Source organism: Pseudomonas sediminis, assembly GCF_002741105.1.
Taxonomy (GTDB): Bacteria; Pseudomonadota; Gammaproteobacteria; order Pseudomonadales; family Pseudomonadaceae; genus Aquipseudomonas; species Aquipseudomonas sediminis.
Genome location: NZ_NIQU01000002.1, coordinates 42,973 through 68,243, shown reverse-complemented (window position 1 = coordinate 68,243; position 25,271 = coordinate 42,973). Strand labels below are relative to the sequence as shown.

The following is a 25,271-nucleotide window of genomic DNA, read 5'->3' as shown; positions in this document are numbered from 1 at the left end:
TACACGAGCATGGCGGCGTCCCGGGGCGCCATGCGTACCAGTGGTCCCCCTTTTGTGAAGACGAACGAGAAATCCGGGGTCGCATCCCCCGATTGCCCTTGCCGCCTCGCGTACTGCTTCGCGAGTACGCCCTACGGGTCGGCTATCCAGTACTCAAGTAGCATGGGGCGGGCAGCACCGGCTTCGTAGAATTTCCCCATGATCAGCACGTGAATTGGGGCGTGATATGGCCTTGGAACAGTCGGAGGGCGTGCTCAGCGCCGTCTCCAGCACGAAGGATGTGGAATTGGCCGCCCAGGAACTGGCACGCCAGCTGATCCATCCCTATCTCGGTTTCGTACTGTTCTTCTGCTCGGCCGAATACGATCTCGACGGTCTCGGCCAGGCGCTGGAGGCCCATTTCGGCGGTGTCAGCCTGGTGGGCTGTACCAGCGCCGGCGAAATCACCCCGCAGGGCTACGACCGTGGTTGCGTGGTGGCACTGGGATTCGACCTACGCTGCTTCTCCATCGCCAGCGTGCTGATCGACGAGATGGAGCGCTTCAACCTGCTCGACGCGCAGCAACTGGTCGATGGTCTGGTCAAGAATTGCCGCAGCAACGAGCTGGCCTCGATCAAGGGCCACAGCTTCGCCCTGACCTTGCTCGACGGACTTTCCAGCCGCGAAGAACTGGTGCTCGGCGCACTCAGTGCGGCGCTGGGCAGCATCCCGCACTTCGGCGGCTCGGCCGGCGACGACAACCACCTGACCCACACCCACGTCTATCACGGCGGCCGCTTCCACAGCGGCGCAGCGGTCGTGGTGCTGTTCAACACCTGGCTGGAGTTCGAGGTGTTCAGCACCCATCACATCCAGCCCAGTGCGGAAAAGCTGGTGGTGACGCGCGCCGACAGCGCCACACGCCGGGTGTACGAACTCAATGCCGCACCGGCCGCGCAGGAATATGCCGAGCTGATCGGTGTGCCGGTCGAGGCGCTGGATCTGCGCGCGTTCGCCGCCTATCCGCTGGCGGTGCGCATTAGCGATCACTACTACGTGCGCTCGATCCAGCAGGTGCACGACGACCTCAGCCTGACCTTCTACTGCGCGGTGGAGAACGGCATCGTCCTTACCGCCATGCACCCCGGGCCCTTGCTGCCGAACCTTGCGCAGCTGTTCGCCGGACTGGAGCAGCGCCTCGGTCCGCTGCTGCTGACCATCGGCTGCGACTGCTTCCTGCGCCGCCTGGAGATCGAGAACGATGGCGGCGTCGAGTCGGTCGCCACACTGCTGCGCCAGCAGCGGGTGATCGGCTTCAACACCTACGGAGAGCAGTTCAATGGCATGCACATCAACCAGACCTTTACCGGTGTCGCCATTGGCCGACCTGTTGGGCGTGCCGAGCGCTGAGCTGCAGGCACGCTGCACGGCGCTGGAGCAGGAAAACGCCAAGCTCCGGCGCATCAACGCCGCGCTGATCGAGCGGGTCGAGTCGATCCATTCCCGTGGCGATGACGCCTACGCGGCCTTCCAGCATTCGGTGGTGCTCTCCGAGCAAGTGCGCGAGCGCACCGATGCGCTGAACCAGGCGATGGCTGAGCTGAAATCCAGCAACCAGTTGCTCAGCGATGCGCGCTTGCGTGCCGAGACTGCGCACCAGCATTTGATCGACGCCATCGAGAGCATCTCCGATGCCTTCGTGCTGTTCGATGATCGTCAGCGCATCGTGCTGTTCAACAGCCGTTTCAAGGCGCTGTGGGCGCGTAGCCGCGCGCGCATCGGCACCGGCACGCGGCTGGAGGAAATTCGCCGGCTGAGCCGCAGCACCGGTTTGGTGGTAGAAGCGCAGCTGGGCAAGGAAGGCGAGCCGAGCCTGTTCCGCCTGCAGGACGGGCGCTGGGTGCAGGTCAGTGAGCGGCCGACCCGCGAAGGTGGGCTGGTGATCCTCTACACCGACATCACCGAGGTGAAGCAGAGCGAGGCTCTGCGCCGCGAGCAGGCCCTGGCGCAGAAGTCGCGCCTGCTGCAGCGCGCGGTCGACAACCTGTCGCAGGGCATGGCCATGGTCAATGCCGAGGGCGCGCTGGAATTGTGGAACCACCGCTTCCTCGAGCTTTGCGGGCTGGCGCCGATCAACGCCCATCGGCCGTTCGCCGAAGTGATGGCGGAAAGCGAACTTGAGCCGCTGACCCCGGACAGCCGCGACGCCGGCGGCAAACCGCTGCGCCAGGTGGAGGTGCGTCTGTTCGACGGGCGCATGCTGGAAGTGCGTACTCATCCGCTGCCCACCGGCGGCTTCGTCAATACCTTCACCGATATCACCGAGCGCCATCGCCAGGCCCAGGCACTGAGCGACAGCGAGCGCTGGATTCGCCTGATCACCGACCACGTGCCGGCGTTGATCGCCTACCTGTCGGCCGACCTGGTCTACGAATTCACCAACAAGGTCTACGAGGAATGGTATTGCTGGCCGCGCGGCGCCATGCTCGGCCAGAGCCTGCGCGAAGTACACAGCGAGGAGCATTGCCAGCGCCTGGAGCCCTACGTCGAACTGGCGCTGTCCGGCGAGAGCGTGACCTTCGAATTCGCCGAAACCAACCACAACGGCCAGGAACGCTACATGCTGCGTTCCTATGTGCCCAACCGTCAGGCCAGTGGCGAGGTGGTCGGCATCTTCGTGCTGATCCGCGATATCACCGAGCGTCGCCGCACGGCCGAAGCGCTACACCAGGCTTATCAACACCTGGAACAGCGCGTGCGCGAGCGCACTGCCGAGCTGACCACGGTGAACGACCAGCTGCGTCGCGAGATCGACGAGCGCACGCAGATGGAGGCACGCCTGCGTGAAGCCAAGGGCGAGGCCGAGCAGGCCAACCTGTCCAAGACCAAGTTCCTCGCCGCGGTCAGCCACGACCTGCTGCAGCCACTCAACGCAGCGCGGCTGTTCACCAGTGCCTTGTTGGAGAAACGCGACCTGTCAGGCTGCGCGCCGTTGGTGCGCAACGTCAGCAACTCGCTGGAAGACGTGGAAAGTCTGCTCGGCACGCTGGTGGATATTTCCAAGCTCGATGCCGGGGTGATCAAACCTGATATCGCGCCATTCGCTGTAAGCGAGCTGCTGGAGAACCTGGCCGCCGAGTATCACCAGATCGCCCGCAGCGAAGGCCTGCGCCTGGATTACCTGCCCAGCTCGGCCCTGGTGCGCAGCGACGTGCAACTGCTGGCACGGATTCTGCGCAACTTCCTTAGCAACGCCATTCGCTATACCGCCAGCGGGCGCATCCTGCTGGGCTGTCGACGGCGCGGCAACAGCCTGTCCATCGAAGTCTGGGACACCGGCATCGGTATCGCCCAGGACAAGCTGGTGGAGATTTTCCAGGAGTTCAAACGCGGCGATAACGTGCAGCGCAAGCAGGATCGCGGTCTGGGTCTGGGCCTGGCGATCGTCGAGAAGATTGCGGGCATGCTCGGCCATCGCATCCGCGTCGCGTCGCAGCAGGGCAGGGGCTCGATGTTTGCCGTCGAGGTGCCGCTCACCCGCCGCGCGCCGCGCGTGCGTGCCGTGCAGGACAGCCCGGATATGTTGCTCGAACGCCTCAGCGGCGCGCGGGTCTGGGTGCTGGATAACGACGCCGCGATCTGCGCGGGCATGCGCACCCTGCTCGAAGGCTGGGGCTGCCGAGTGGTTACTGCGCTGAGTGAAGAAGACCTGGCGTGCCAGGTGGACAACTACCATGCCGAGGCCGACCTGCTGATCGCCGACTACCACCTCGACGACGAGCGCAATGGCGTCGACGCCGTGGCACAGATCAACGCCCGACGCAGCACGCCGCTACCGGCGCTGATGATCACCGCCAACTACAGCAACGAGCTCAAGCAGCAGATGCGCGAGCTGGGCCATAGCCTGCTGCACAAACCGGTGAGGCCGATGAAGTTGAAGGCGGCGATGAGTCATTTGATGGAGCGTGGGGCGGGGGCTTGAAACCCGGTGCGTACGGCGCACCCCAGGGTTTACCTGAGCGAGCAGAGCGCAGGAGCTGTAGGGTGGATGTCGCTTTTTACATCCACCGCAGCGGTGGATCGGTAGAGCGTGATCCACCCTACGACACTGCGTCGATCCTCCTGTAGGGTGCGCTGCGCGCACCGAGGCGAGCCCGTAGCCCGGATGCAATCCGGGAACGATCACGCCGTTCTACCCCGGATTTCATCCGGGCTACGATAAGGGCGCCTCGTCAGTCATCCGCGATCAGGCGTTTGCCCAGGCTGACCGAGGCGTCGATCTTGTAGCCAAGCCGCTCGTAGAAGGCCAATGCCGCCGTGTTGGTGTCGCGCACCTGCAGGCTGAGCTTGGGACAACCCATGGCCAGCAACTGCTCTTCTATATACGCCATCAACTGACGGGCCAGGCCCTGCTGGCGTTGCTCCGGGCACACCGCCAGGTAGTTGACCCAGCCGCGGTGGCCTTCATAACCGGCCATGGCCGAGGCCACCAGCTTGCCGTCGATCTCACCCACCACAAACAGCTCGGGCTGCACCGTGAGCTTGCGCTGGATGTCCTTGTGCGGGTCGTTCCACGGGCGGGTCAGGTCGCAGCGTTGCCAGAGATCAATGACGGCGGCTTCGTCAGCGAGCCGGAAAGGGCGGATGTGCATGGTGGACTCCAATCGGTGAGGCCGCCGTTTTAGCACGGCTTGATGACGGGAGTCAGGACAACCTCGTTCGTCACTCCCGCGAAGGCGGGAGCCGAGATGCTTCTTGAGTGCTGGCTTCCCGCCTGCGCGGGAACGACAGCTAACCTGTCGGATGCTAGCGCCGCAGATAGGAGGCGAAATCGATATCGCCCGCCGAGAGAATCGCCTGCACGCGGTTATGCACGTTGAGCTTGCGCAGAATGGCCGAGACGTGTGCTTTGACCGTGGTTTCAGCGATATCCAGGCTGTAGGCGATCTGCTTGTTCGACTCGCCCTTGGTCATGCGCTCGAGCACCAGCAGTTGCTTGCGCGTCAGGGCTTGCAGCAGTTCCGGGGCGATGCTGTGGTTGTCGTGGTGCTGTCGCGAGCTGCCGCTCTTCTGCGAACGGATGATGTCCGGCGGCAGGTAGACGTTGCCGTCGAGAATCTGTGCGATGGCCTCGGTCATCTGTGCCCGTGGCGAGGACTTGGTGATGAAACCCACAGCGCCATAGGTGATGGCCTGCAGCACGATCTGCTTGTCCTGCTCGGCGGAAACGATCACCACCGGGATGGTTGGCGCCTCGTTGCGTAGGTTCATCAGCCCGCCCAGGCCGTGCATGCCGGGCATGTTCAGGTCGAGCAGGATCAGGTCCAGATCGTCGTGGCTCTGGGTCAGCTCCAGGGCGCTGTCCAGGTCGGCGGTTTCCATGATCTCGCTGCCGGGAAACCCGTCGGCGATGACGTTATGGATGGCTTCACGAAACAGCGGATGGTCGTCGGCAATCAGGATCTTGTACATGGCCTTGCACCTCGTTGTTGTGATTATGGTGTGGCAGTGGGCGTGAGGAAAGCAGCAGGCAGTTCGGCGGGTTTTGCGGGTACCAGGGGCAGGCCGGCCTGTTCCCAGGCATCGACGCCGTCACGGTACCAGTAGAGCTGGCGATAGCCCATGGCATTGGCGCGACGCGCGGCGTTCCAGCTCAGCCAGCAGTCGGAGCGGCAGTAGAATACGAAGGGCTGGCGCACGTCGCCACGGCTCTGCTGGTGCAGGTAGTGGGTGAAGTAGCGCTGCCATTGTGGGGCCAGGTTGCCGTCGCCGACGTTGGCCAGCCACAGGCTGCCGGGCAGGTTGGCGTGGGGCGCGTCCTCGACGAAGCGGTCTTGCACGAAGGGGCGTCGATAAACATCGATCAGGCGGGTATCCGGGCGCTCGGCAAGCAGCTTCTGCAGGGCGGGAGTATCGACGATCTGTACGCCTTCCAGACTGGAAGGCGTGGGGCTGCGGTACTGGCTGCTGCGATAGCCGTCGGCATCGAACAGCTCTTCGGCACGCACGACGCAGACCAACAGAAGGGAGGCGAGCATCAGGCCTGCTTGCACGGGCAGACGGTACTTCATGGCAAGGTCTCTACTTATTTTTGTAGCGGTATTACAGGCCATGGTCGCGGGCTTGGGAATTCTACGTTGGAGAGGAAAACCAGTACCAAAGTAGTAGAAGAGGTCGGTGCGCCTTGCATGCAACGTAGGGCGTCCCGGTGCGCCGGCCGCTCGGGAAGCAGTACGCCATCGAATTCGTGAGTCTACGAAGAACGGCGGACTGTTCGCTTCGCTCCTGAGTCCGCCCTACGGGGAGATTCCCTATTGGTCAACCCGCCTTGCGCAGCGCAGCATGTTGCGGATTGAAGCTGACTACGGCGAGCAGTGTCAGCAGCACGGTGAGGCCGGCGCAGATCAGCAGCGCCTCGACATGCAGGCGCAGGTACAGCGCATTTCGCACCAACTCCACCGCATGGGTGAAGGGGTTGGCCGCGCACAGCCAGTACAGCCACTCGCTGGACTCGCGCATCTTCCACAGCGGGTACAGCGCCGACGACAGGAAGAAAATGGGGAAGATGACGAAATTCATCACCCCCGCGAAGTTCTCCAGCTGCCGAATGCCGTTGGACAGCAGCAAGCCCAACGCACTGAGCAGCAGCGCCACCAACAGTAGTGCCGGCAGTGCGGCGAGCAGACCCCACGCCGGTGGCTGCACGCCATAGACCCAGGCGATAGCGAGGAAGGCATAGACCTGTAGCAGCGAGATCAGCGCCGTGGCCAGCAGCTTGGCCGCCAGCAAAAAGGCGCGCGGCAGCGGGCTGGTGAGCAGCACACGCATGCTGCCCATCTCGCGGTCGTAGACCATCGACAGCGAGCCCTGCATGCCGTTGAACAGCAGGATCATGCAGGCCAGGCCCGGCACGATGTAGGTGTCGTAGGTGATGTAGGTGTCGTACGGCTCGATGATGGCGATGCCCAGCGCGGCGCGAAAGCCAGCGGCGAACACCAGCAGCCACAGCAACGGGCGCACCAGGGCGCTGAGAAAGCGTGAGCGCTGCAGCACGAAACGCAGCCATTCGCGCAGGACGATGCCACGTAGGCATTCCCAATAGGCGCTCATGGTTGCGGCCCCTTTGCAGAATCTGTGGGTGGTGTGGACTGAGTGGGAGGGGCTTTAGCCGCGAGCTCTTCGATATTGTGGATGTCGCGGCTGAAGCCCCTCCCACAACTGGGCCGCAGCGCCTCACGCACATGGCCACGGCCTAGCGCCTCGTCACCGGTGAGGCGGGCGAAGCTGATGGTCAGGTCGTCGCCGAACTGGCTGGCCTTGCCCCAGGCCACGCGCGCGCCGCGATGGAGGATCAGCAGGTCGTCGCTGGGCTCGATCTCATCCAGCAGGTGGGTCGTCCACAACACGCACAGGCCTTGCTCACGGCACAGATTGCGCACGTGCCGGCCCAGCGCCAGGCGGCTTGCCGGGTCGAGCCCGGCACTGGCTTCGTCGAGCAGCAGCAGGCGTGGCTGGTGTAGCAGGGCGCGGGCAATTTCCACGCGGCGGCGGTGGCCGCCGTTGAGCGTGCGCACCTTGTCGTGACGACGTTCGGCGAGATCCTGGCGCAACAGCTCCTCGTCGATGCGTGCCTGCGCCTCGCGACGAGGCATGCCGTGCAGCGCGGCATGATAGGCGAGGTTCTGCTGCACCGAGAGGTCGAGATCCAGCGTGCTCTGCTGGAATACCACGCCGAGCTGGCGCAACGCCTGGCGCGGCTGCTCGCGCAGGCTATGGCCGAAGATGCGAATGTCGCCCTGCTGCAGGTCGTACAGGCGGGTGAGCAGGGCGATCAGCGTGGACTTGCCGGCGCCGTTGGGGCCGAGCAGGGCACCGAAGCGCCCCGGCGCCAGCTCGAAGGCCAGGTCATTGAGCGCCTGGCGGGCGCCATAGGCGAAACCGACGCCGCTCACCTCCAGCGCATTCATGGCGTCACCACCACGCCCCAGGGATAGCGGCCAACCTTGATCGACTTGGTCACCTTGAGCGTATCGACGTCGATCACCGATACGTCGCCGCTGACGCCGTTGGTAGTCAGCAGGCGCTTCTGATCCGGGGTGAACGCCAGGTGCCAGACGCGCCGGCCCACCAGCAGGTAGTCGAGAATCTCGTAGGTCTTGGCATCCACCACGGCCACATGGTTGGCCGGGCCGAGGGCGACGAAGGCGTACTTGCCGTCGTCGGTCAGCTTGACCCCGACCGGTTGCACCTTGTCCTGGTGCACGCCCTTGATGGCGAAGTTGAGCACCTTGAGCACCTGGCGCGAGTCGACGTCCAGCACCGTCACCGTGCCGCCGATCTCGGCCGAGGCCCACAGACGCTTGCCGTCCTTGTCGAACTCGACGTGACGCGGGCGCTGGTCGACCAGGGTGTTGTCTACCAGTTGATTGGTGCTGGTGTCGATCCAGTGCAGCATGTTGGTGGTTTCGCTGGTATTGACCGCCCACTTGCCGTCGGGGCTCACCGCCATGCCCTCCGGCTCCACGCCGACTTCGATCTGCGCCAGCACTTCGTCGCTCTGGGTGTCGACAACCGTTACCAGCGCATCATCCTCGTTGGAGATGTACAGCCAACGATCGTTGGGGTGCAGGGCGAACTGCTCGGGGTCGGCGCCGGAGGGCAGCTCCTTGATGATCTTGCGCGTGGCCAGGTCCATCACCTGTACGCGGTCCGAGTCGCTGGCGCAGATGTACAAGAGCTTATTGTCGGAGGACAGCAGCAGCCCACGCGGGCGCATGCCGACATCGAGAGTGGCGGTGACTTCCAGGCTGTCGAGGTCGATGACGCTGATGCTGTCATCCTTCTCGTTGGACACGTAGGCAGTGGCGGCGAAGGCCGAGTGGCAGACCAGGCCGAAGGCGACGGCGCAGGCAAGACGGGTCAGGTGCATGGGGTTGATCCTCTTGTTGTAGTTGTTGGTAGCCGTTGCTTTTTGTGGGAGGGGCTTTCGGCTCGGGCATCCTGCTTCGCTCTACCTCCTGCATGCCTGCAGTCGTAGCCGCGACAGTCGCCGCTGAAGCGCCTCCCACAGATGCTATCCGTGAGGCGTCCCCGCCAGATCACAGCCAACCTCGGGCCGGTCATAGCCGAGGCTGTCCATTTCGTTGCTGGGATGGAGAAAACCATCCTGCGGCGAGGTGCTGACCAGGGCGCGCGGGTGTACCAGCGGAATCGGTTGGCGCAGCTCGCCGTTCCAAGGGCGGAAGCTCAACTTGCGGCCCTTGAAGCCGTCCAGCGGCAGTTGTTCGTTCAGCAGCAGATGGCGAATGCCCTGCGGCTCGGCGGTGCGCTGCTTGGTGATGGCCGTGGCCAAGCTGCGCACGGCCATCCAGGCGGCGAAGTCGCGGTCGTTCATCCAGCGTCCGGCCAGCTCCTCGAAGCGTTTCTGCAACTGCGCGGCGCCAAAGGTTTCCACCGTTTTGTGCCAGGCAGTCGGGGTCAGGCCCTGGGTTCCGGCCACCGGGCGCGGGTACCAGGTGTTGTAGGGCAGGTATTCACCGAAGTCGCCGCGCTCGTCGGCCACCAGCACCACGTCGTATTCGCTGGCCTGGGTGAACAACGGCATTTCCGCCTGGGCGCTGCGGCGTTGGTCGTTGTCGAAGCTCCAAGGCTTTTCGGCGACGATCTTGTGGCCGAAACGTTTCGCGGCGCGCTTGAGCGCGTCGGCGTAGGCGATGTCGTCCTCGGTGCTGCCGGTGACCAGCAGCCAGCGTGTCCATTTGCGCACGGCGAGGAACTGCGCCAGGGCGTCGGCCAGCATGGCGCGGCTGGGCAGGGTGTGCAGCACGTTGCCCAGGCATTGCTCGCGGCGCAGGCCGTCGTCGGCGCTGCCGGCGTTGAGCAGCAGGCTGTCCGGCAGGCGCTCGCTGAGCTGGCGCAGGGTAGCGGCCGGGGCATTGACTACGAACAGGCGAATGCCGGCCTGATGCTGTTGTTCGGCGGCGGCGAGCAGCTCCGTTGCATCCTCGCTCTCGGCGCTTTGCAGTTCGAACTTCTGCTTGAGGAAGCGCCCGGTGCTGTTGCTATCGATGATCGCCAGCTCCGCGCCTCGGCGGCCGGCGTCCAGCGGTTCGGGGATGACGTTGGACAGCAATGGCCCGCGTGGTGGTTGATGAGCCAGGTAGCCGATGTGCACCTGCAGCTCGTTCGCGCTGGCTTCGGCCACCAAGCTGAATGTGGCAGCGAGGCAGAACAACAAGCGGCAACTGATCCGGTGCATGGGACGACTCCTGCAAAGGGTGTCGCCAGCATAGGAAGCGCTTACGGCTCGGGAAATATGCCCAAGGTAGCGCCGGACACGTACGAAGGTAGTAGCTCTTCAGGGTGGCGGTGTATCGTGCTCACTCGCCCCGCTGGCGGATATCCAGGCGCAGACCGTAGATGCTTGCCCTGCCCTCAAGGAGCTGCAGTCGGGCGCTCTCGTGGATTTCCAGCTGCTGCGTACGTTCGCCGCGTGCCAGCGTTTCGCGAATCAGCGAGAAGGCCAGGATCCCATCATCAGTACTCAGCAGTTCTGGTTCGTTACGTTGGTAGTGATAGCGATCTGTCTGGGCGAATGTTTGTTGCCACAATGTACGCAGCTGCGCCTTGCTCAACGCTTGCCAGCTACGTGACTGCGGGAGGCGCACCTGTATTTGGGCGTCATCGCGGATCAACGCCACCAGCGCGTCGACGTCACGGCGCTGCGCCGCCTGGTCGATCAGGCTGAGTGCGGCCAGTACCGCTTGGCGTTGTTCGTTATTGGGTTGGATGGCGGCAACGCCATCACCGTCCAGCGCGGCAAGAAATTGCTGGGCCTGCGCATGTTCGCCTTGCCTGGCCGCAGCGCGAATCCAGCTCAGGCCATTGGCGTGCTGGCCCTGCTGGTAAAGGCGCTCGCCCAGCGCCCACTGGGCGTCGGCGTTGTCCTGCTCGGCGGCACGCTGATACCAGCGTAGCGCCTCGTCGGGGTTAGCTGGCGTACCGAGCCCGATGTCGTGGGCGCGGGCCACTTCATACATGCCGATAGCGTCGCCCGCATCAGCTGCGCGTTGGTACCAGCTCAACGCCTGCCCCAGATCGGTCCTGGTACCGAGACCTGCGGCGTGCATGTTGCCCAGGTTGAGCATGCCCTGGCGGTTACCGGCTTCGGCGAGCCGGCGATAGCGCTCGAAGGCTTCGTCGAAGTCGCCCATTTTGTACACCGCGTAAGCGTCCAGCACCTGGATCATCTCGCGAGCAATGCGCGTCTGTTCGTCGTCGCTGGCGCTCAGCGGCGTACTCAACAGCGCGCCCAGCAACAGGCCGGCAAGTTGACGCATGGTGATACTCCAGTGGTTAGACGTGGGCAATGGAGGCTAGCAAGCCCAGTGCGTGGGGTATCTAACTCGATGGTGGCGAATGGATGCACCAATGGTGGCGGGTAGGGCGGTCGTGCTAGGCAGTCAGCCCGCAGCTGCCGGGAAATATGCCCAAAGTACCAGCGCGTCAGTACCAAGGTAGTAACCCGGCGCAAGGCGTTACTTCCTAGCATGGCAGTCAACGTCCAATAACAAGAACAGGTGAACGCCATGCGTATTTTCAAGGCTCTGCTACTGCCGCTGTTGCTGATCATCAGCCTGCTCGGTGTCGATCAGCTGCACGCCGCCGGTGATATGACCCGCCGCCCGGTGGCATTGCCTGATCTGGTGCTGGGTAATGACGACAGCGACTACTTCATGTCGCAGACCGAATACCAGCTGGAAACCGGCCAGGCCTACCAGCTCAAGATCATCGCCAGCGGGCAGAAGGAATACGCCTTCCAGGCGCCGGAGTTCGCCACTTCCATCTACCTGCGCAAGGTCGAAGCGGGTGGTGTGGAGATCAAGGCGGTCACCCTCACTGAACTGGAGTTCGAAGAGGCTGGCGAGGCGGAGATCTTCTTCCTGCCGGTCAAGCCGGGCAAATACCGCTTCTATGCCAAGGGCCTGGAAGGCAAGGGCATGCTCGGTTACTTCGTCGTCAAATAGCGCGGCCAAGCAGATGACTGCCCTAGGCCGTATCAACCTCGGCGTCAGCCTGATGTTCGGGCTGGTGACCCTGGCCGGGCTGGCGCTGCTGTTGCGCCAGGCCAGCCACGATGTGCAGCGCGAGCTGCAGGCCGCCGAAGCGGTGGTGGAATACCTCGGTGAAGTGGCGCGCAGCAACCCCGGCAGCCTACGCCCGGAGCTGACCGAGAACCTGCGACATATCCGCGTGAGCTGGCTGCGTCCGGGTGAAGAGCCCGAGCAGCAGACCGAAAGCCTCATCGAGCACTGGATCGCCGAGCGCCTGCTGGGCTCGGCTTCACTGGTGGCCGATGCCTGGCCGCTGGAAGATGGCCGCGAGTTGCGTATCGCTCTCGACCCCTATGACGAGATCGAGGAAATCTACGACTCGCTGCTGCAACTGCTACTGCTTAGCGCCTTCGCCCTGATCCTCAGCCTGCTCACCATCCGCTTCGCCGTAAACCGGGCTCGGCGCGTGTTGGACGAGTTGCTCGCCGGTCTGCGCGAAGTCGGCGCCGGTCACTTCGATACCCGTTTGCACGACCACGGCCTGGCCGAGGCCAAGCACCTGGCGGCGCACTTCAACGAGATGGCCATCACCCTGCAGCAGGTGCAGGCGGACAACGCCGAGCTGACCCAGGCGCTGCTGGAGTTGCAGGAGCGCGAGCGCACGCGCCTCGGCCAGACCTTGCACGACGACCTCGGTCAATACCTCAGCGGCATTCGCGCCCAGGCTTGCCTGCTCCAGGTGATTGCCGACCGGTCGCAGCAGGTGCAGGACACCGCGCGCCTGCTCGACGACAACTGCGAGCGCCTGCAGCAGGGCTTTCGCAGCCTGATCCGCGACCTCTACCCGGTGGTGCTGGAGCGTCTGGAACTCGGCCCGGCACTGCAGCAACTGGCCGCCGACTGGCAGCAGGCACAAGGCATTCGCTGCCGACTGCAACTGAGCGAACAACTGCCGAGCCTGCCGCTGGCGAGCAAGGCCCATCTCTATCGCCTGGTGCAGGAGGCGCTGACCAATGTCGCCCGCCATGCCGATGCCAGCGAAGTACATATTCGCCTGCAACGCCGCGGCCAAGGGCTGCGTCTGCTGGTGCGCGACAACGGCCAGGGCACCGCGCTGCCGCTGCGCCCCGGCATCGGCCTGCGCTCGATGCGCGAACGCAGCCGCAGCCTCGGCGGCGAATTGCGCTTGCACAGTCGACCGCAAGCCGGCTGGGCGCTGTGTCTGAATATTCCCCTGGAGGCAACGTCATGAAGATTCTGCTGGTAGATGACCACGCAGTGGTACGCCAGGGTTACGCCAGCCTGCTGCGCGCCCTGTTGCCAGACGTGCAACTGCGCGAGGCCTGTGATGGTGAACAGGCGTTGCAGCGGGTACAGGAAGAGATTCCCAACCTGGTGATCATGGACATCGGCCTGCCCGGCATCAGTGGTCTGGAAACCACCCGCCGCCTGCGCCAGCGCCTGCCGCAACTGCGCGTGCTGTTCTTCACCATGCACGACGAACTGCCCCTGGTACGCCAGGCCTTGGACGCCGGCGCCATCGGCTACCTGACCAAGAACTCCTCGCCGGAAGTGCTGGTGGAGGCGGTCAAACGCACCGCCGCCGGCCACGCCTATATCGAACAGCAACTGGCCACCCAACTGGCCTGCAACCCCGCCAGCAGCGATGGCCTCGACCCGCGCTTGCGCGAACTGACCCAGCGCGAGTTCGAAATCTTCGTCATGCTCGCCCGCGGCCTGCCACCCCGGCAGATCGCCGAGAAGCTGTGCATCAGCGCCAAGACCCTGTCCAACTACCAGACCCTGGTAAAGAACAAACTGCAAATCGCCTCGCAGGCGGAGCTGGTGCATTTGGCGATTGATAGTGGGGTGGTAAGGGTGGGGTTGGAGAGTGCCTGAGGCCGCAATGGTTGGCTCACTGGGCTGCTTTTATCGCGTGGTATGCAGCTCTTGACGCTCCGCCTCCACTGGCGAGGCGCAACTGAATTCGCAGGCGACGCAGAGCGCCGCAGGCTAGCTCCCACGCGGAGCGTGGGAGCCATAGGCGATAGGTGTGACCGCTTGCTTAGCCTCACTCGCTACCTTCTCGCACCACCCGCCAAACCGTATTGGCCAGATCATCCGCCACGATCAGTGCGCCGCTCGGATCGACCGTTACGCCCACCGGGCGGCCGCGGGTCTTGCCGTCTTCGGTGCGAAAGCCAGTGACGAAGTCGATGGGGTCGCCTGCAGGGCGGCCGTTTTCGAAGGGCACGAAGATCACCTTGTAGCCCACCGGGTTCTTGCGGTTCCAGCTGCCGTGCTCGCCGATAAATACGCCGTCGGCATATTGCTCGCCCATCACTTCGCTGGAGAAGTCCAGGCCCAGCGCCGCGACGTGGGCGCCGAGGGCGTAGTCGGGAACGATGGCGCTGGCCACCTTTTCATCATCCTGTGGTTTCACCCGTGGGTCGACGTGTTGGCCGAAGTAGCTGTAGGGCCAGCCGTAGAAGCCGCCTTCCTGCACCGAGGTCAGGTAGTCGGGCACCAGGTCTTCGCCCAGTTCGTCACGCTCGTTGACCACCGCCCACAGGGTGCCGGTGCCCGGTTGGATGGCCAGCGCGGTGGGGTTGCGCAGGCCGGTGGCGTAGGGCTTATAGGCGCCGGTTTCGGCGTCCACCTGCCAGACCAGGGCGCGGTCGACTTCGGCCTCCATGCCGCGCTCGGTGATGTTGCTGTTGGAGCCGATGCCAACGTACAGGTAGCGGCCGTCCTCGCTGATGGTCAGCGCCTTGGTCCAGTGGTGATTGATCTCAGATGGCAGGTCGGCGACCTTGCTCGGCGGGCCGCTGGCCTTGGTCTGGCCTTCTTCGTAGTCGAAGCGCACCAGCTCGTCCTGGTTGGCCACGTACAGGTTGCCTTCGTGCAGGGCCAGGCCGTAGGGCGCGTTGAGGTCGTCGGCGAACACCGTCTGCAGCTCGTAGCTGCCGTCGCCATCGGCGTCGCGCAGCAGGGTCAGGCGGTTGCCGCTGTCCACCGAGGTGTTGCCACGTGCCTTGATCACACCGGCGATCACGTCCTTGGGCTTGAGCTTGGCTGCGTTACCGCCACGGCCCTCGGCAACGAGGATGTCGCCGTTGGGTAGCACCAGGGTTTGCCGAGGAATCTTCAGGTCGGTGGCGATGGCAGTGACGCTGAAGCCTTCGGGCACGGTGGGTCGTTGATCATCCCATGGCGTCGGTTCGGCAATGGTCATGCTTGGCAGGATGCCGCGTTCGGGGGAGGGCAGGTCCGGCTGGGCGCCGTAGAACTGCTGGTTGCTGCCGGGCTCTTCGCCGCAGGCGGTCAACAGCAGGGCGAGGGGCAGGGCGGTGAGTGCGATGGCGGTTTTCATCGGGCATCTCCTGTGCGTGGCTGGGCCATACCGACCCAGGTGGCGGCAATGGCCAGCAAGGTGACGATCACCGACAGGGCCAGGCCCATGGGCATCACGGCCCAGGCGTCCTTGGCGTGCTCCAGCGCATTGATGAAGCCCAGCACCCAGGTAACCAGAAGCAGCAGGAAGTAGGTGAGCGGGCGCGGATTGCGTCGACGAAATAGCCCGACCAGGGCGAACAGCATCGCCAGACCGGCGAATACCAGAGCACCGGCGATCAGCCAGGAGGCGAAGTTGCTCCACTGGATCTGGTAGCTGCGGTAGTAGGCGATATCAGCCATCAGGGCGCCGAGAAACAGCGGCACCTGGCCGCACAGCAGGGTGGCGTGCAAAGGGCTGAGAACGTTGGGGTAGACGTGTGAAGTTGCAGTGGTGGTGGTCACGGCAGATCCCTCTTGGGCAATGACTGATGACGGCCTGGATGCTGCCGCCTCGATCTGGCTGTTCCTAAGAAGGGATTGCCCTGGGTGGGCATGGTTCAGGTTGTTTTTGCACCAAGTCAGATGGGCGAGGCCCACGATGAGAGCTGTATAGCCTGGCGCTCGGATGATGTAGGAGCGGCGCCCCGCCGCGAACCCGTACGACGGGCACTCGAAGCGCTTCGCCACGGGGCGGGGCTCCTACGGGAAGCGGTCTGGAGGCTTATTTGATCGGCATTGGCGTGTAGTCCGGATGAAATCCGGGGACCGCATACATACTGCTCCCGGATTTATCGGGCTACGAAGCTAACCTTGGGAGGCGCCAGTCGCGGCTAAAGCCCCTCCCACAAGAGCAGCCTGTAGCCTAATGTTGCAGCCGACCTGTAGGAGCGGCTTTAGCCGCGATGTTAAGGCGCGCATCGCGACTGAAGCGCAGTGCCGCCCAGCCGCTCTTACGGGGTGTGGGTGTTTGCGAGCGGGCTCAATCCCACCCTTTGGGGCATTGCACGCAGCCGGGCATGTTGGCGTCCTGGAAGTTGCCGAAGCGGGTGCGGGCGCCGGTGAGGTTGGCGTTCTCCAGGTTGGAGCCGCTGAGTTTCACTTCCTGCAGGTTGGCATCTTCCATATGTGCACCCTTTAGGTCGGCCTTGCTCAGCCAGGTCATTTCCAGGTTGGCGGCCTGCAGCTGGACGTTGTGCAGCTTGGCGCCGGAGAGGCGGGCGAATTCCAGGTTGGCGGCGCGCATGTCGGCGCCTTCGAATTGCGCAGCCTGGGCGAACAGGGCCCAGCCACTGATGGCCACCAGGCTGGCGCCGGACAAGTCGGCCAGGCGAAGGTTGCTTTGTTGCAGGCTGGCACGGGTCAGGTTGGCGCCACGCAGCTTGGCTTTCTCCAGGTTGGCCAGGTCGAGATTGACATGGCGCAGGTCGGCGCCGGAAAGGTCGGCACCGGACAGGTCCATGCGGCGCATGTCGAGGTTGCGCAGGTCGGCGCCGCGCAGGTTGGCGTTGGGGCATTTGCTGTCGGGTTCGATGCGGCAACCGTTGATCTGCGGCACGCCGTCGGTCTGGGTTTCGGCGCCGATGGCGTGGCTGCCGATTACCAGTAGCAGGACCGGGATAAGCAGGGGCAGGTAGTTCATGTTGAGTCCTCGGGGTGATGGCCTGGTTCGCTTCGCGGCTGAAACGGAATGCCGCCCAGCCGCTCCTACAGGCAAAGGCGCATGGCGCACTCAGGTGCGCCATGCGTTGGGCCTTTAGCGTTGGGCGCTGGCCTTGTCCCAGCTCGGCAGCTTGAACACCCAGAAGGAACCGCCCTGGGCGACCGGTTTGGTCAGGTCGGCCATGTCGCCGCCCCACAGCGGCACGGCGCCGCCGTAACCGGCGGTCACGCCGATGTACTGCTCACCGTCCTGCTCCCAGGTGACGGGCGGGGAGATGATCCCGGTGCCTACCTGGAACTTCCACAGCTCCTTGCCGTTCTTGGCATCGAAGGCCTTGAAGTAGCCGTCGCCGGTGCCGGTAAACACCAGGTTGCCCTTGGTGGCGAGTACGCCGGCCCACAGCGGCAGGCGCTCCTTGTGTTCCCAGGCGACCTTGCCGGTGGTCGGGTTCATCGCCCGCAGGATGCCGACGTGGTCGTCGAACAGGCGCTTGATGCGGAAGCCCATACCCAGGTAGGCGGAGCCTTTCTTGTAATGCGCTTCTTCGGCCCAGTAGTCCTCTTTCCAGTGGTTGGCCGGGACGTAGAACAGGCCGGTGTCCTGGCTGTAGGCCATCGGGTTCCAGTTCTTGCCGCCGAGGAACGGCGGGGAGACTTCGACCACTTCACCCTTGCTTTCGCCGGGCTTGGGCTTCGGCGGGCGCTGGCCTTCGTTTTCGACCGGGCGACCGGTTTCCAGGTCGATATGGCTGGCCCAGGTGATCTTGTCGACGAAGGGGAAGGCGTTCTTCAGCTTGCCGTTGGCGCGGTCGACCACGTAGAAGAAACCGTTGCGGTCGGCGTGGGCGGTGGCCTTGGTGACCTTGCCGTCCTTGTCCTTGTAGTCGAACAGCACCAGCTCGTTGTTGCCGGAGAAGTCCCAGGCATCGTTCGGGGTGTGCTGGTAGAACCACTTCACTTCGCCGGTGGTCGGGTCGACGCCGACCTGGCCGGAGGTGTACAGGCTGTCGTAGTCCTTGGGATTGCCGCCGTCGCTGGTGCGTGCCCAGCCGTTCCACGGGGCCGGGTTGCCGGCGCCGATGATGATGGTGTTGGTCTCGGCATCGAAACTGGCGCTCTGCCACGGCGCACCGCCGCCCTGGCTCCAGGCTTCCTTCTTGCCGGTCGGGTGGTTGGGATCATCCGGCCAGCTCGGCGCCTTGATGTCGCCGGTCGGGGTGCTGTCCTTGCCGTTCAGGCGGCCCATGTGGCCTTCGACGAAGGGGCGCATCCACACTTCTTCGCCGGTGTCCGGGTCGCGGGCGAACAGGCGGCCGACCACGCCGAACTCGTCACCGGAGCTGCCATGGATCAGCAGTACCTTGCCGCTTTTGCCGTCCTTCACGATGGTCGGCGCGCCGGTCATGGTGTAGCCGGCGGAGTGATCGCCGAACTTCTTGTTCCACACCACCTTGCCGGTGTCCTTGTTCAGCGCCACGACGCGGGCGTCGAGGGTGCCGAAGTAGATCTTGTCGCCGTAGATGGCGGCGCCACGGTTTACCACGTCGCAGCACGGGCGGATGTCGTCGGGCAGGCGGTGGCTGTAGGTCCACAGGCGCTTGCCGGTTTTCGCGTCGAGAGCGAAGACGCGCGAGTAGGAGCCGGTCACGTAGACCACGCCGTCGTGGATGATGGCCTGGGACTCCTGGCCGCGCTGCTTCTCGTCACCGAAGGAGTAGCTCCAGGCCGGGGTCAGCTTGAACACGTTTTCGGCGTTCACCTGAGCCAGCGGGCTCCAGCGCTGGGCGTTGGTGCCCATGCCGTACTGCAGCACGTTGCTGGTGGTGGTGTGGTCGTTGGCGATGTCTTCCCAGGTGACCGGCTTGGCGAACGCGCCCTGGCTCAGCGCCAGGCCGCCGGCCAACATCAGGGCAAGCGCCAGAGGGCGCGGGGTGCTGGGTAGGTTTCTTGTTGTCATCGTTGTGCTTCCCATTGGAGGTGGTAGGTCGCTGCAGTGACACCGCGAAAACTGGGTTCCAGGGATGTCCAGCAGAGGCAAGCCGATGGTGGTACCCGGCCACCTTCGCGCCTACGGAAAAACTCCCGCCTTTGCCGGGAGGATTTCCCGGTCGGCCCATGACTTGGCCTTGCTGCCAAGGCATCGCCAACACCCCCTCACAAGCCCTACTACCAAGGGACTAGAACGCGACCACCAAAGCAGCATTCGGCGCTTTGCACGGCCTTTCTAAGATGGTCGCCACGAGCTCTGTATGGGCTGTCTTGCGTGCATTAGATGAGGTCCTAGCCATGAACAAGAAGATCCAATCCACCCTGGCGCTGCTGTTGCTCGCCGCATCGACCAACCTTTGGGCGCACGGCGATGTGGTACCGCAGGCGGTGAACACTGATGGCCTGGAACCGCTGGGTGAGGAATGGCTGGACGAGAACCCCTATCGCGACAACCCGCGGGCCATCGAGATTGGCTCCTCGGCCTACAACCAGAACTGCGCCGCCTGCCACGGCCTGGAAGCCAAGTCCGGCGGTATCGCCCCCGACCTGCGGATGCTGGAACTGGGCGCCAGTGGTGACGAATGGTTCAAGGAGCGGGTAATCAACGGCGCGGTGCGCGATGGGCGCGTGTACATGCCGAAGATGGCCGACTTCCTGAGCCAGGAAGCACTGTGGGCGGTGCGTAGCTACCTGGAGAGCGTGCACGTCGAGGAGTAAGCGCTTGATGATAAATCTGCTGCGCTCGGCATCTCGCGTTTCGGCGGTGCTCGCAATGCTCATGTATTTCAATACATTCCGCTTGCTGTGCTCCGGCGAAGCGCGACCTGCCATCGCTCGCGACGATTTCTTCATGAGCGCTCGCGTCATGCGCCTGCTGATCCTCCTGTGTGGCCTGCTGCTTGGCCTGGGCATCGCTCAGGCCCAGGTGCGCGACTTCGACCGCATCACCGAGTCGGGCACCCTGCGCGTGGCGCTGTACCAGAACTTCCCGCCCTACAGCTACGAGCAGGACGGTCAGCCGCGTGGCGTCGATTACGAGCTGGCCAAGGCGCTGGCTGAAGGGCTTGGGCTGAAGCTTGAAGTGATGTGGGCGCCGCCAGGCGAAAAGCTTGACGACGACCTGCGTGACTACATCTGGCGTGGCCGGGTGACCGCGCAGGGCCAACTGGCCGATGTGATGCTGCGTGTGCCATACGACCGCGACTACGCGCAGATGCGCAACGAGCTGGGCGAGCTGGTCAACGAACTCGTGGTGATGTTTGGCCCCTATCAGCGTGAGCGCTGGCAACTGGCGTTCGATCGTCGGCGTCTGCCCGAGGTGCCGAGCATCGTTGCGTTGCGCCAGCATCCAGTCGGCGTCGAAGTCGAGAGTGTGCCCTCGTTCTACCTGAGCTCGGTGCAGGGCGGCATGCTCAGCCAGGAAACCCGCCATTACCCAACACCGAAGCTGGCCTTTGCGGCCATGCAGGGTGGTGAAGTGGATGCGGTGATGGCGCTGCGTGGCGAGGTGGACTGGCTGGTGCATGAGGCCGATGACCCACAACTGGCGCTGGCCGAGAACGCCTACCCGGACATGGGCCGGCAGATCTGGGAAATCGGCATGGCGGTGCACGAAACCAATCGGCAATTGGCCTATGCCCTGGAAGAACAGCTGGAAAACATGATCCTCGACGGCTCACTCGAGCGCCTGTACGCGCGCTACGGGCTGCGCTACGAGAAGCCGGAACAATACCAATAAGAGTCGAGCCGGAGGTGGGCGATGGATTGGCGTAGCCTGATATTGCTGGCCCTGTTTGCCTGGGCCTGGGAAGCGCGGGCCGCCGCGCCCGATCCGGTCACCTCGGTGATGTGGGATTACTACCATCAGCGTCTGCTCAACGGTGAGGCTTTCGTCTTCGACGACAAGGTTCGTCTAGAGGTGCCGCCATTCGCCGAGGATGCGCGCCAGGTGCCGATCCAGATCGACGCCAGCGCCTACCGCGGCAAGGTCAAGCGCATTCTGGCCTGGGCCGAACTCAACCCGATCCCGCGTATTCTCGATTTCGCCCCCGGCGAGCATCTGGAGCCGAGCCTGGCCATTCGCATTCGGGTCGAGCAGGCCACGCCGATTCGCGCGGCAGTGCTCACCGACGATGGCGTCTGGCATATCGGTTCGGCCCGCGTCGAGGCGGCGGGTGGCGGCTGTACTGCGCCCAGCGTGGTGCGCGCCGAGGCCGGCTGGGAGGAGCGACTGGGCCAGGTGCTGGGCAAGCGCTTCGAACGTGGTGAGGACAGCCGCCTGCGCCTGCAGGTGTCGCACCCGATGGACAACGGCCTGGTCGGCGGCATCCCCGAGTTCTACATCGAGCAGGCCGAGCTGCGCGATGCCGATGGCCAGGTGTTGGGACGCATCGAGTTGTTCCCTGCGGTCAGCGAGAACCCGACGCTGACCTTAGACCTACGCGGCGATCAGCAGACCGAGTTGTGGCTGCGCGACAACAACGGCAACGAATTCCAGGCCGCGTTCTGACGACGTTTCTATTCGCCGCGGGGAGCAGTTCCCACAGTAGGCAGCAGCGCTCGCCCTGTCTGTAGGAGCCCCGCCTCGGGGCGAAGCTCGCAGCTCAGGTGTATTTCGAGGAGAAAAGCATGCGCTGGATACTGTTTCTGCTGGCTCTCGGTACCGGGTTTGCTCACGCGCTCGACTACCACCTGCAACCCCGGCAGATCGCCGATGGCGTCTGGTTGCTGGAGGGCAGTACCGATAATTTCGCGGCGGAAAACGGCGGCAATATCGTCAACATCGGCTTCATCGAAACCGCAGACGGTGTGGTGGTGATCGACACCGGTCCTTCACGGCGCTACGGCGAGGCGCTGCGCCAGAGCATCGAGCAAACCACCGGCAAACCGGTGCTGCGCGTGTTGCTGACTCACCATCACCCCGATCATGTGCTGGGCAACCAGGCTTTCGCCGGGGTGCCCATCGCGGCATTGCCCGAGACCACCCGGTTGCTGGCCGAACAGGGCGACGCCATGGCGGAGAACATGTACCGCCTGGTCGGCGACTGGATGCGCGGCACCGAAGTGGTGTTGCCCACCGAGGAGGTGCAGGAAGGCACGCTGGAAATTGGCGGCACGCGCCTGCAACTGCTGGCGCTACGGGGGCATACCGGCGCCGACCTGGCGATTCTGGATGAGCGCACGGGCGTGCTGTTCGCCGGCGATATCCTGTTCTATCAGCGTGCGCTGACCACGCCGAACAGTCCCGGGCTGGATGTGTGGCTGGCTGATCTGGATCGACTCGAAGCAATGCCATGGAAGCAGATCGTGCCCGGCCATGGCCCGGTGACCACTGATGCGGCGCCGTTCGTGCAGATGCGTGACTACCTGGGCTGGCTCGATGGCTTGCTGCGTCAGGGGGCAGAGCAGGGCGCGGAGATGAACGAACTGATTCGTGCGCCGATCCCCGAGCGCTTCGCTCAGGTCAATCTGTCGCGCTATGAGCTGATCCGCAGTGTTAGCCACCTCTACCCGCGCTATGAGCGCAACGCCATGGGGCGGGTTGATCGTCAGGATTAGAAGCCTGGGGTGTCATCGGTGCGCGCGGCGCACCCTACGCGAACGTCGCCACGGCTTGGTAGGGTGCGCCGCGCGCACCAGCATGTGCTGGAAATACCCTGTGGGAGGGGCTTTAGCCGCGACTTGCGTATAAAAGCGTCGCCGCTGAAGCGCCTCCCACTCTCAGCGATCAGAGCTCTTCGTCGTCACGAATCAGCACGTAATGACGGCCGTGCTCGGTCTCTTCGTGGTCGTAGACGTAATACATCACCACTTCGCCTTGGCTCGACTGCACGGCTACATAGTCACCGCTCTCGGGCATGAAGAAATCCCGAGTCGCCGGCTTGGCCAGGCATTCGATATGGGCGCTGACGAAGTGGGTGGGGTCTTCTTCGCCGTAGTAGTCCTCGCGCTGGTGCGCATCCCAATCCTGCGGCGGCTCGAAGGCACCGGTGATCAGCACCTTGCCGTCGCCCAGATCCTGCTCTTCGGCATCCGGGTCCTGCTCGTCCGGGCGATAGACCGTGCAGTCCATTGCATCGGGATGGTTGAGAATTTCCTGGCGAGGGTGGGGCACGGGCGTCTCCGATCAGAATGTGCGGGCGGCCAAGTGTCGGGCAAAGCCGGGGCCGCCGCAATCGTCATCATCATGGCCTGTGGAGCAGGTATTGCTACCAAGGAACGAGGAAAATCGGCTGGGGGTGCAATTGTTGGGTGGCCCGGGTGAGCCAAGAATTTGCGGCAGACCGGGAAAATTTCCCGGCAATAACAATGAACCCGCAGAGGTAGCCGCAATGAAACACGCCGGTCTTCGCCAGCCTTTCCTCCTCACCGCACTCTGTGCCGCCATGCTGTTGCCGTCCGCCGCCGCGCTGGCGGTCACCGACGCCGAGATTCTCAAGGACGCCACCACCACCGACGAGATCGTCACCAACGGCCTCGGCTTGCAGGGCCAGCGTTACAGCCCGCTGAACATCCTCAACGAGCAGAACGTCAAGGAACTGCGCCCCGTCTGGACCATGTCCTTCGGTGGTGAGAAGCAGCGTGGTCAGCAGGCGCAGCCGCTGATCAAGGACGGCGTGATGTACGTCACCGCTTCCTATTCGCGGGTGTTCGCCGTCGATGCGCGCACCGGGCGTGAGCTGTGGCAGTACGAAGCGCGCCTGCCGGACGATATCCGTCCCTGCTGCGACGTGATCAACCGGGGTGTCGCCCTGTACGACGATCTGGTGATTTTCGGCACCCTCGACGCCAAGCTGGTGGCGCTGAACAAGGACACCGGCAAGGTGGTGTGGCGCAAGAACGTCGCCGATCACAAGGCGGGTTACTCCATCACCGCGGCGCCGCTGGTGGTCAACGGCAAGCTGATCACTGGCGTCTCCGGGGGTGAGTTCGGCGTGGTCGGCAAGATCGAAGCCTACGATCCGAAGAACGGTGAGCTGCTCTGGAGTCGCCCGACCGTCGAAGGTCACATGGGCTACGTCTACAAGGACGGCAAGGCTGTCGAGAATGGCATCAGTGGTGGCGAGGCCGGCAAGACCTGGCCGGGCGACCTGTGGAAAACCGGCGGCGCCGCGCCCTGGCTCGGCGGCTACTATGATGCCGACACCAACCTGCTGTTCTTCGGTACCGGCAACCCGGCGCCGTGGAACTCGCACCTGCGTCCTGGCGACAACCTCTATTCCTCCTCGCGCCTGGCACTGAATCCGGATGACGGCAGCATCAAGTGGCACTTCCAGACCACGCCGCACGATGGCTGGGACTTCGACGGCGTCAACGAGCTGATCTCCTTCGACTATCAGGAAGGTGGCAAGACCATCAAGGCGGCAGCCACCGCCGACCGTAACGGCTTCTTCTACGTGCTCGATCGCACCAACGGCAAGTTCATCCGTGGCTTCCCCTTCGTCGACAAGATCACCTGGGCCAAGGGCCTGGACAAGAATGGCCGGCCGATCTACGACGACAGCAACCGTCCTGGCTCGCCGAGTGCGAAGGAGAAGGGCACGAGCGTGTTCTCCGCACCGGCCTTCCTCGGCGCGAAGAACTGGATGCCCATGGCCTACAGCCAGGACACCGGCCTGTTCTACGTGCCGTCCAACGAGTGGGGCATGGACATCTGGAACGAGGACATCGCCTACAAGAAGGGCGCCGCCTACCTGGGTGCCGGCTTCACCATCAAGCCGCTCAACGAGGAATACATCGGCGTGCTGCGCGCCATCGACCCGAAGACCGGCAAGGAAGTCTGGCGCCACAAGAACTACGCGCCGCTGTGGGGCGGGGTGCTGACCACCAAGGGCAACCTGGTGTTCACCGGCAATCCGGAAGGCTACCTGCAGGCATTCAATGCCAAGACCGGTGAGAAAGTCTGGGAATTCCAGACCGGCTCGGGCGTCATCGGCTCGCCGGTAACCTGGGAAATGGACGGCGAGCAGTACGTCTCCGTGCTGTCCGGCTGGGGCGGTGCGGTACCGCTGTGGGGCGGTGAGGTGGCCAAGCGCGTCAAGCACCTGAACCAGGGCGGCATGCTGTGGACCTTCAAGCTGCCGAAGGAGCTGGTGGCCAAGCGCTGATCGCTTGAGGTGTCAGACGATGGCCGGACTCTGTCCGGCCATCGTCGTTTCCGGTGTCTGGCGTCTCGCTGCCAGCGCCGAGCCGCTGTGAAATGCCACGGGCGAAATTTCCTGGTTTGGAACGCAAGACCAGGCCAACGGGTCTAG

The 25,271-nt window shown here is 64.1% G+C and carries 23 protein-coding genes; 10 read left to right on the top strand and 13 right to left on the bottom strand.

From position 1 onward, the window contains the following. Positions 1–226 precede the first annotated feature (226 nt). Both nosP and nahK read left to right on the top strand, forming a co-directional pair. A complete protein-coding gene (nosP, locus tag CDO35_RS05850) occupies positions 227–1,390 on the top strand; it encodes a nitric oxide-sensing protein NosP (RefSeq protein WP_099523026.1) in 1,164 nt (387 codons plus the stop codon). Next, on the top strand, positions 1,320–3,962 hold the full coding sequence (nahK, locus tag CDO35_RS05845; protein WP_166432386.1) for a hybrid sensor histidine kinase/response regulator NahK/ErcS': 2,643 nt from the start codon (positions 1,320–1,322) through the stop codon (positions 3,960–3,962). Before nosP ends, nahK begins: the two co-directional genes overlap by 71 nt. A 250-nt stretch (positions 3,963–4,212) precedes the next feature. Here the strand turns inward: nahK and CDO35_RS05840 are convergent, their stop codons facing one another. From CDO35_RS05840 to CDO35_RS05805, 8 genes are all read right to left on the bottom strand, one after another. Then, positions 4,213–4,632 carry a GNAT family acetyltransferase gene (locus CDO35_RS05840; RefSeq protein ID WP_099523024.1) on the bottom strand — a complete coding sequence of 140 codons (420 nt, stop codon included), beginning with the start codon at positions 4,630–4,632 and terminating at the stop codon, positions 4,213–4,215. A gap of 154 nt (positions 4,633–4,786) precedes the next feature. After that, the gene (locus tag CDO35_RS05835; RefSeq protein WP_013716056.1) at positions 4,787–5,452 is read right to left on the bottom strand and encodes a response regulator; all 666 of its coding nucleotides are present in this window, start codon (positions 5,450–5,452) and stop codon (positions 4,787–4,789) included. A 23-nt stretch (positions 5,453–5,475) separates the two neighbouring features. After that, positions 5,476–6,051: a PQQ-dependent catabolism-associated CXXCW motif protein gene (locus CDO35_RS05830; RefSeq protein WP_099523023.1), complete on the bottom strand. Its 576-nt coding sequence runs from the start codon at positions 6,049–6,051 to the stop codon at positions 5,476–5,478. Between the two features lie 247 nt (positions 6,052–6,298). Continuing rightward, positions 6,299–7,090, bottom strand: coding sequence for an ABC transporter permease (locus CDO35_RS05825; protein ID WP_099523022.1), 792 nt, complete (start codon positions 7,088–7,090; stop codon positions 6,299–6,301). Beyond that, positions 7,087–7,947, bottom strand: coding sequence for an ABC transporter ATP-binding protein (locus tag CDO35_RS05820; RefSeq protein ID WP_099523021.1), 861 nt, complete (start codon positions 7,945–7,947; stop codon positions 7,087–7,089). Before CDO35_RS05820 ends, CDO35_RS05825 begins: the two co-directional genes overlap by 4 nt. Continuing rightward, positions 7,944–8,909: a YVTN family beta-propeller repeat protein gene (locus CDO35_RS05815; protein WP_099523020.1), complete on the bottom strand. Its 966-nt coding sequence runs from the start codon at positions 8,907–8,909 to the stop codon at positions 7,944–7,946. Before CDO35_RS05815 ends, CDO35_RS05820 begins: the two co-directional genes overlap by 4 nt. Before the next feature lie 144 nt (positions 8,910–9,053). Continuing rightward, complete coding sequence (locus CDO35_RS05810) at positions 9,054–10,238, bottom strand: ABC transporter substrate-binding protein (protein WP_099523019.1); 1,185 nt, start codon at positions 10,236–10,238, stop codon at positions 9,054–9,056. Positions 10,239–10,359: 121 nt separating this feature from the next. Further along, the gene (locus CDO35_RS05805) at positions 10,360–11,319 is read right to left on the bottom strand and encodes a tetratricopeptide repeat protein (RefSeq protein WP_099523018.1); all 960 of its coding nucleotides are present in this window, start codon (positions 11,317–11,319) and stop codon (positions 10,360–10,362) included. A gap of 249 nt (positions 11,320–11,568) precedes the next feature. On the opposite strand from CDO35_RS05805, the gene CDO35_RS05800 reads away from it, so the two are divergent. The 3 genes from CDO35_RS05800 to CDO35_RS05790 are packed head-to-tail and all read left to right on the top strand — an operon-like array spanning position 11,569 to position 13,932. Further along, positions 11,569–12,006: a cupredoxin domain-containing protein gene (locus CDO35_RS05800; RefSeq protein ID WP_099523017.1), complete on the top strand. Its 438-nt coding sequence runs from the start codon at positions 11,569–11,571 to the stop codon at positions 12,004–12,006. Between the two features lie 13 nt (positions 12,007–12,019). After that, positions 12,020–13,285, top strand: coding sequence for a sensor histidine kinase (locus CDO35_RS05795; RefSeq protein ID WP_099523016.1), 1,266 nt, complete (start codon positions 12,020–12,022; stop codon positions 13,283–13,285). Next, the gene (locus tag CDO35_RS05790; protein WP_099523015.1) at positions 13,282–13,932 is read left to right on the top strand and encodes a response regulator transcription factor; all 651 of its coding nucleotides are present in this window, start codon (positions 13,282–13,284) and stop codon (positions 13,930–13,932) included. Before CDO35_RS05795 ends, CDO35_RS05790 begins: the two co-directional genes overlap by 4 nt. Before the next feature lie 172 nt (positions 13,933–14,104). Here CDO35_RS05790 and CDO35_RS05785 read toward each other — a convergent pair whose 3' ends face one another. From CDO35_RS05785 to exaA, 4 genes are all read right to left on the bottom strand, one after another. Next, on the bottom strand, positions 14,105–15,406 hold the full coding sequence (locus tag CDO35_RS05785) for a PQQ-dependent sugar dehydrogenase (protein WP_099523014.1): 1,302 nt from the start codon (positions 15,404–15,406) through the stop codon (positions 14,105–14,107). Next, positions 15,403–15,831: a DUF2231 domain-containing protein gene (locus tag CDO35_RS05780; RefSeq protein WP_099523013.1), complete on the bottom strand. Its 429-nt coding sequence runs from the start codon at positions 15,829–15,831 to the stop codon at positions 15,403–15,405. The genes CDO35_RS05785 and CDO35_RS05780 overlap by 4 nt, the downstream gene beginning before the upstream one ends. A 517-nt stretch (positions 15,832–16,348) precedes the next feature. Continuing rightward, on the bottom strand, positions 16,349–17,008 hold the full coding sequence (locus CDO35_RS05775) for a pentapeptide repeat-containing protein (RefSeq protein WP_099523012.1): 660 nt from the start codon (positions 17,006–17,008) through the stop codon (positions 16,349–16,351). A 114-nt stretch (positions 17,009–17,122) separates the two neighbouring features. Next, the gene (gene exaA / locus CDO35_RS05770) at positions 17,123–18,985 is read right to left on the bottom strand and encodes a quinoprotein ethanol dehydrogenase (RefSeq protein ID WP_099523011.1); all 1,863 of its coding nucleotides are present in this window, start codon (positions 18,983–18,985) and stop codon (positions 17,123–17,125) included. A gap of 329 nt (positions 18,986–19,314) precedes the next feature. On the opposite strand from exaA, the gene pedF reads away from it, so the two are divergent. The 4 genes from pedF (at position 19,315) to CDO35_RS05750 (ending at position 22,575) form a co-directional block, all read left to right on the top strand. Continuing rightward, on the top strand, positions 19,315–19,734 hold the full coding sequence (gene pedF / locus CDO35_RS05765; RefSeq protein WP_021490544.1) for a cytochrome c-550 PedF: 420 nt from the start codon (positions 19,315–19,317) through the stop codon (positions 19,732–19,734). Between the two features lie 148 nt (positions 19,735–19,882). After that, positions 19,883–20,755 carry a substrate-binding periplasmic protein gene (locus tag CDO35_RS05760; protein ID WP_099523608.1) on the top strand — a complete coding sequence of 291 codons (873 nt, stop codon included), beginning with the start codon at positions 19,883–19,885 and terminating at the stop codon, positions 20,753–20,755. Positions 20,756–20,776: 21 nt separating this feature from the next. Next, positions 20,777–21,526, top strand: coding sequence for a quinoprotein dehydrogenase-associated SoxYZ-like carrier (locus CDO35_RS05755; RefSeq protein WP_099523010.1), 750 nt, complete (start codon positions 20,777–20,779; stop codon positions 21,524–21,526). 119 nt (positions 21,527–21,645) lie between these two features. Then, on the top strand, positions 21,646–22,575 hold the full coding sequence (locus CDO35_RS05750) for a quinoprotein relay system zinc metallohydrolase 1 (protein WP_099523009.1): 930 nt from the start codon (positions 21,646–21,648) through the stop codon (positions 22,573–22,575). Positions 22,576–22,744: 169 nt separating this feature from the next. On the opposite strand, the gene CDO35_RS05745 is transcribed toward CDO35_RS05750, so the two are convergent. Then, positions 22,745–23,131, bottom strand: a complete 387-nt coding sequence (locus tag CDO35_RS05745) for a hypothetical protein (protein WP_099523008.1) — start codon at positions 23,129–23,131, stop codon at positions 22,745–22,747. Positions 23,132–23,348: 217 nt separating this feature from the next. Between CDO35_RS05745 and CDO35_RS05740 the strand changes: the two genes are divergently transcribed. Then, positions 23,349–25,124 carry a methanol/ethanol family PQQ-dependent dehydrogenase gene (locus CDO35_RS05740; protein ID WP_099523007.1) on the top strand — a complete coding sequence of 592 codons (1,776 nt, stop codon included), beginning with the start codon at positions 23,349–23,351 and terminating at the stop codon, positions 25,122–25,124. Positions 25,125–25,271: the final 147 nt, after the last annotated feature.

Excerpts from the sequence above, each read along its gene's own strand:
- nahK (WP_166432386.1), top strand. The coding sequence starts at position 1,320 with ATGGCATGCACATCAACCAGACCTTTACCGGTGTCGCCATTGGCCGAC.
- nosP (WP_099523026.1), top strand. The coding sequence starts at position 227 with ATGGCCTTGGAACAGTCGGAGGGCGTGCTCAGCGCCGTCTCCAGCACG.
- CDO35_RS05790 (WP_099523015.1), top strand. The coding sequence starts at position 13,282 with ATGAAGATTCTGCTGGTAGATGACCACGCAGTGGTACGCCAGGGTTAC.
- CDO35_RS05795 (WP_099523016.1), top strand. The coding sequence starts at position 12,020 with ATGACTGCCCTAGGCCGTATCAACCTCGGCGTCAGCCTGATGTTCGGG.
- CDO35_RS05830 (WP_099523023.1), bottom strand. The coding sequence starts at position 6,051 with ATGAAGTACCGTCTGCCCGTGCAAGCAGGCCTGATGCTCGCCTCCCTT.
- CDO35_RS05825 (WP_099523022.1), bottom strand. The coding sequence starts at position 7,090 with ATGAGCGCCTATTGGGAATGCCTACGTGGCATCGTCCTGCGCGAATGG.
- CDO35_RS05760 (WP_099523608.1), top strand. The coding sequence starts at position 19,883 with ATGCGCCTGCTGATCCTCCTGTGTGGCCTGCTGCTTGGCCTGGGCATC.
- CDO35_RS05835 (WP_013716056.1), bottom strand. The coding sequence starts at position 5,452 with ATGTACAAGATCCTGATTGCCGACGACCATCCGCTGTTTCGTGAAGCC.
- CDO35_RS05785 (WP_099523014.1), bottom strand. The coding sequence starts at position 15,406 with ATGAAAACCGCCATCGCACTCACCGCCCTGCCCCTCGCCCTGCTGTTG.
- CDO35_RS05810 (WP_099523019.1), bottom strand. The coding sequence starts at position 10,238 with ATGCACCGGATCAGTTGCCGCTTGTTGTTCTGCCTCGCTGCCACATTC.
- CDO35_RS05840 (WP_099523024.1), bottom strand. The coding sequence starts at position 4,632 with ATGCACATCCGCCCTTTCCGGCTCGCTGACGAAGCCGCCGTCATTGAT.
- CDO35_RS05800 (WP_099523017.1), top strand. The coding sequence starts at position 11,569 with ATGCGTATTTTCAAGGCTCTGCTACTGCCGCTGTTGCTGATCATCAGC.
- CDO35_RS05755 (WP_099523010.1), top strand. The coding sequence starts at position 20,777 with ATGGATTGGCGTAGCCTGATATTGCTGGCCCTGTTTGCCTGGGCCTGG.
- CDO35_RS05750 (WP_099523009.1), top strand. The coding sequence starts at position 21,646 with ATGCGCTGGATACTGTTTCTGCTGGCTCTCGGTACCGGGTTTGCTCAC.
- CDO35_RS05815 (WP_099523020.1), bottom strand. The coding sequence starts at position 8,909 with ATGCACCTGACCCGTCTTGCCTGCGCCGTCGCCTTCGGCCTGGTCTGC.
- CDO35_RS05820 (WP_099523021.1), bottom strand. The coding sequence starts at position 7,947 with ATGAATGCGCTGGAGGTGAGCGGCGTCGGTTTCGCCTATGGCGCCCGC.
- CDO35_RS05740 (WP_099523007.1), top strand. The coding sequence starts at position 23,349 with ATGAAACACGCCGGTCTTCGCCAGCCTTTCCTCCTCACCGCACTCTGT.
- CDO35_RS05805 (WP_099523018.1), bottom strand. The coding sequence starts at position 11,319 with ATGCGTCAACTTGCCGGCCTGTTGCTGGGCGCGCTGTTGAGTACGCCG.
- CDO35_RS05775 (WP_099523012.1), bottom strand. The coding sequence starts at position 17,008 with ATGAACTACCTGCCCCTGCTTATCCCGGTCCTGCTACTGGTAATCGGC.
- pedF (WP_021490544.1), top strand. The coding sequence starts at position 19,315 with ATGAACAAGAAGATCCAATCCACCCTGGCGCTGCTGTTGCTCGCCGCA.
- exaA (WP_099523011.1), bottom strand. The coding sequence starts at position 18,985 with ATGACAACAAGAAACCTACCCAGCACCCCGCGCCCTCTGGCGCTTGCC.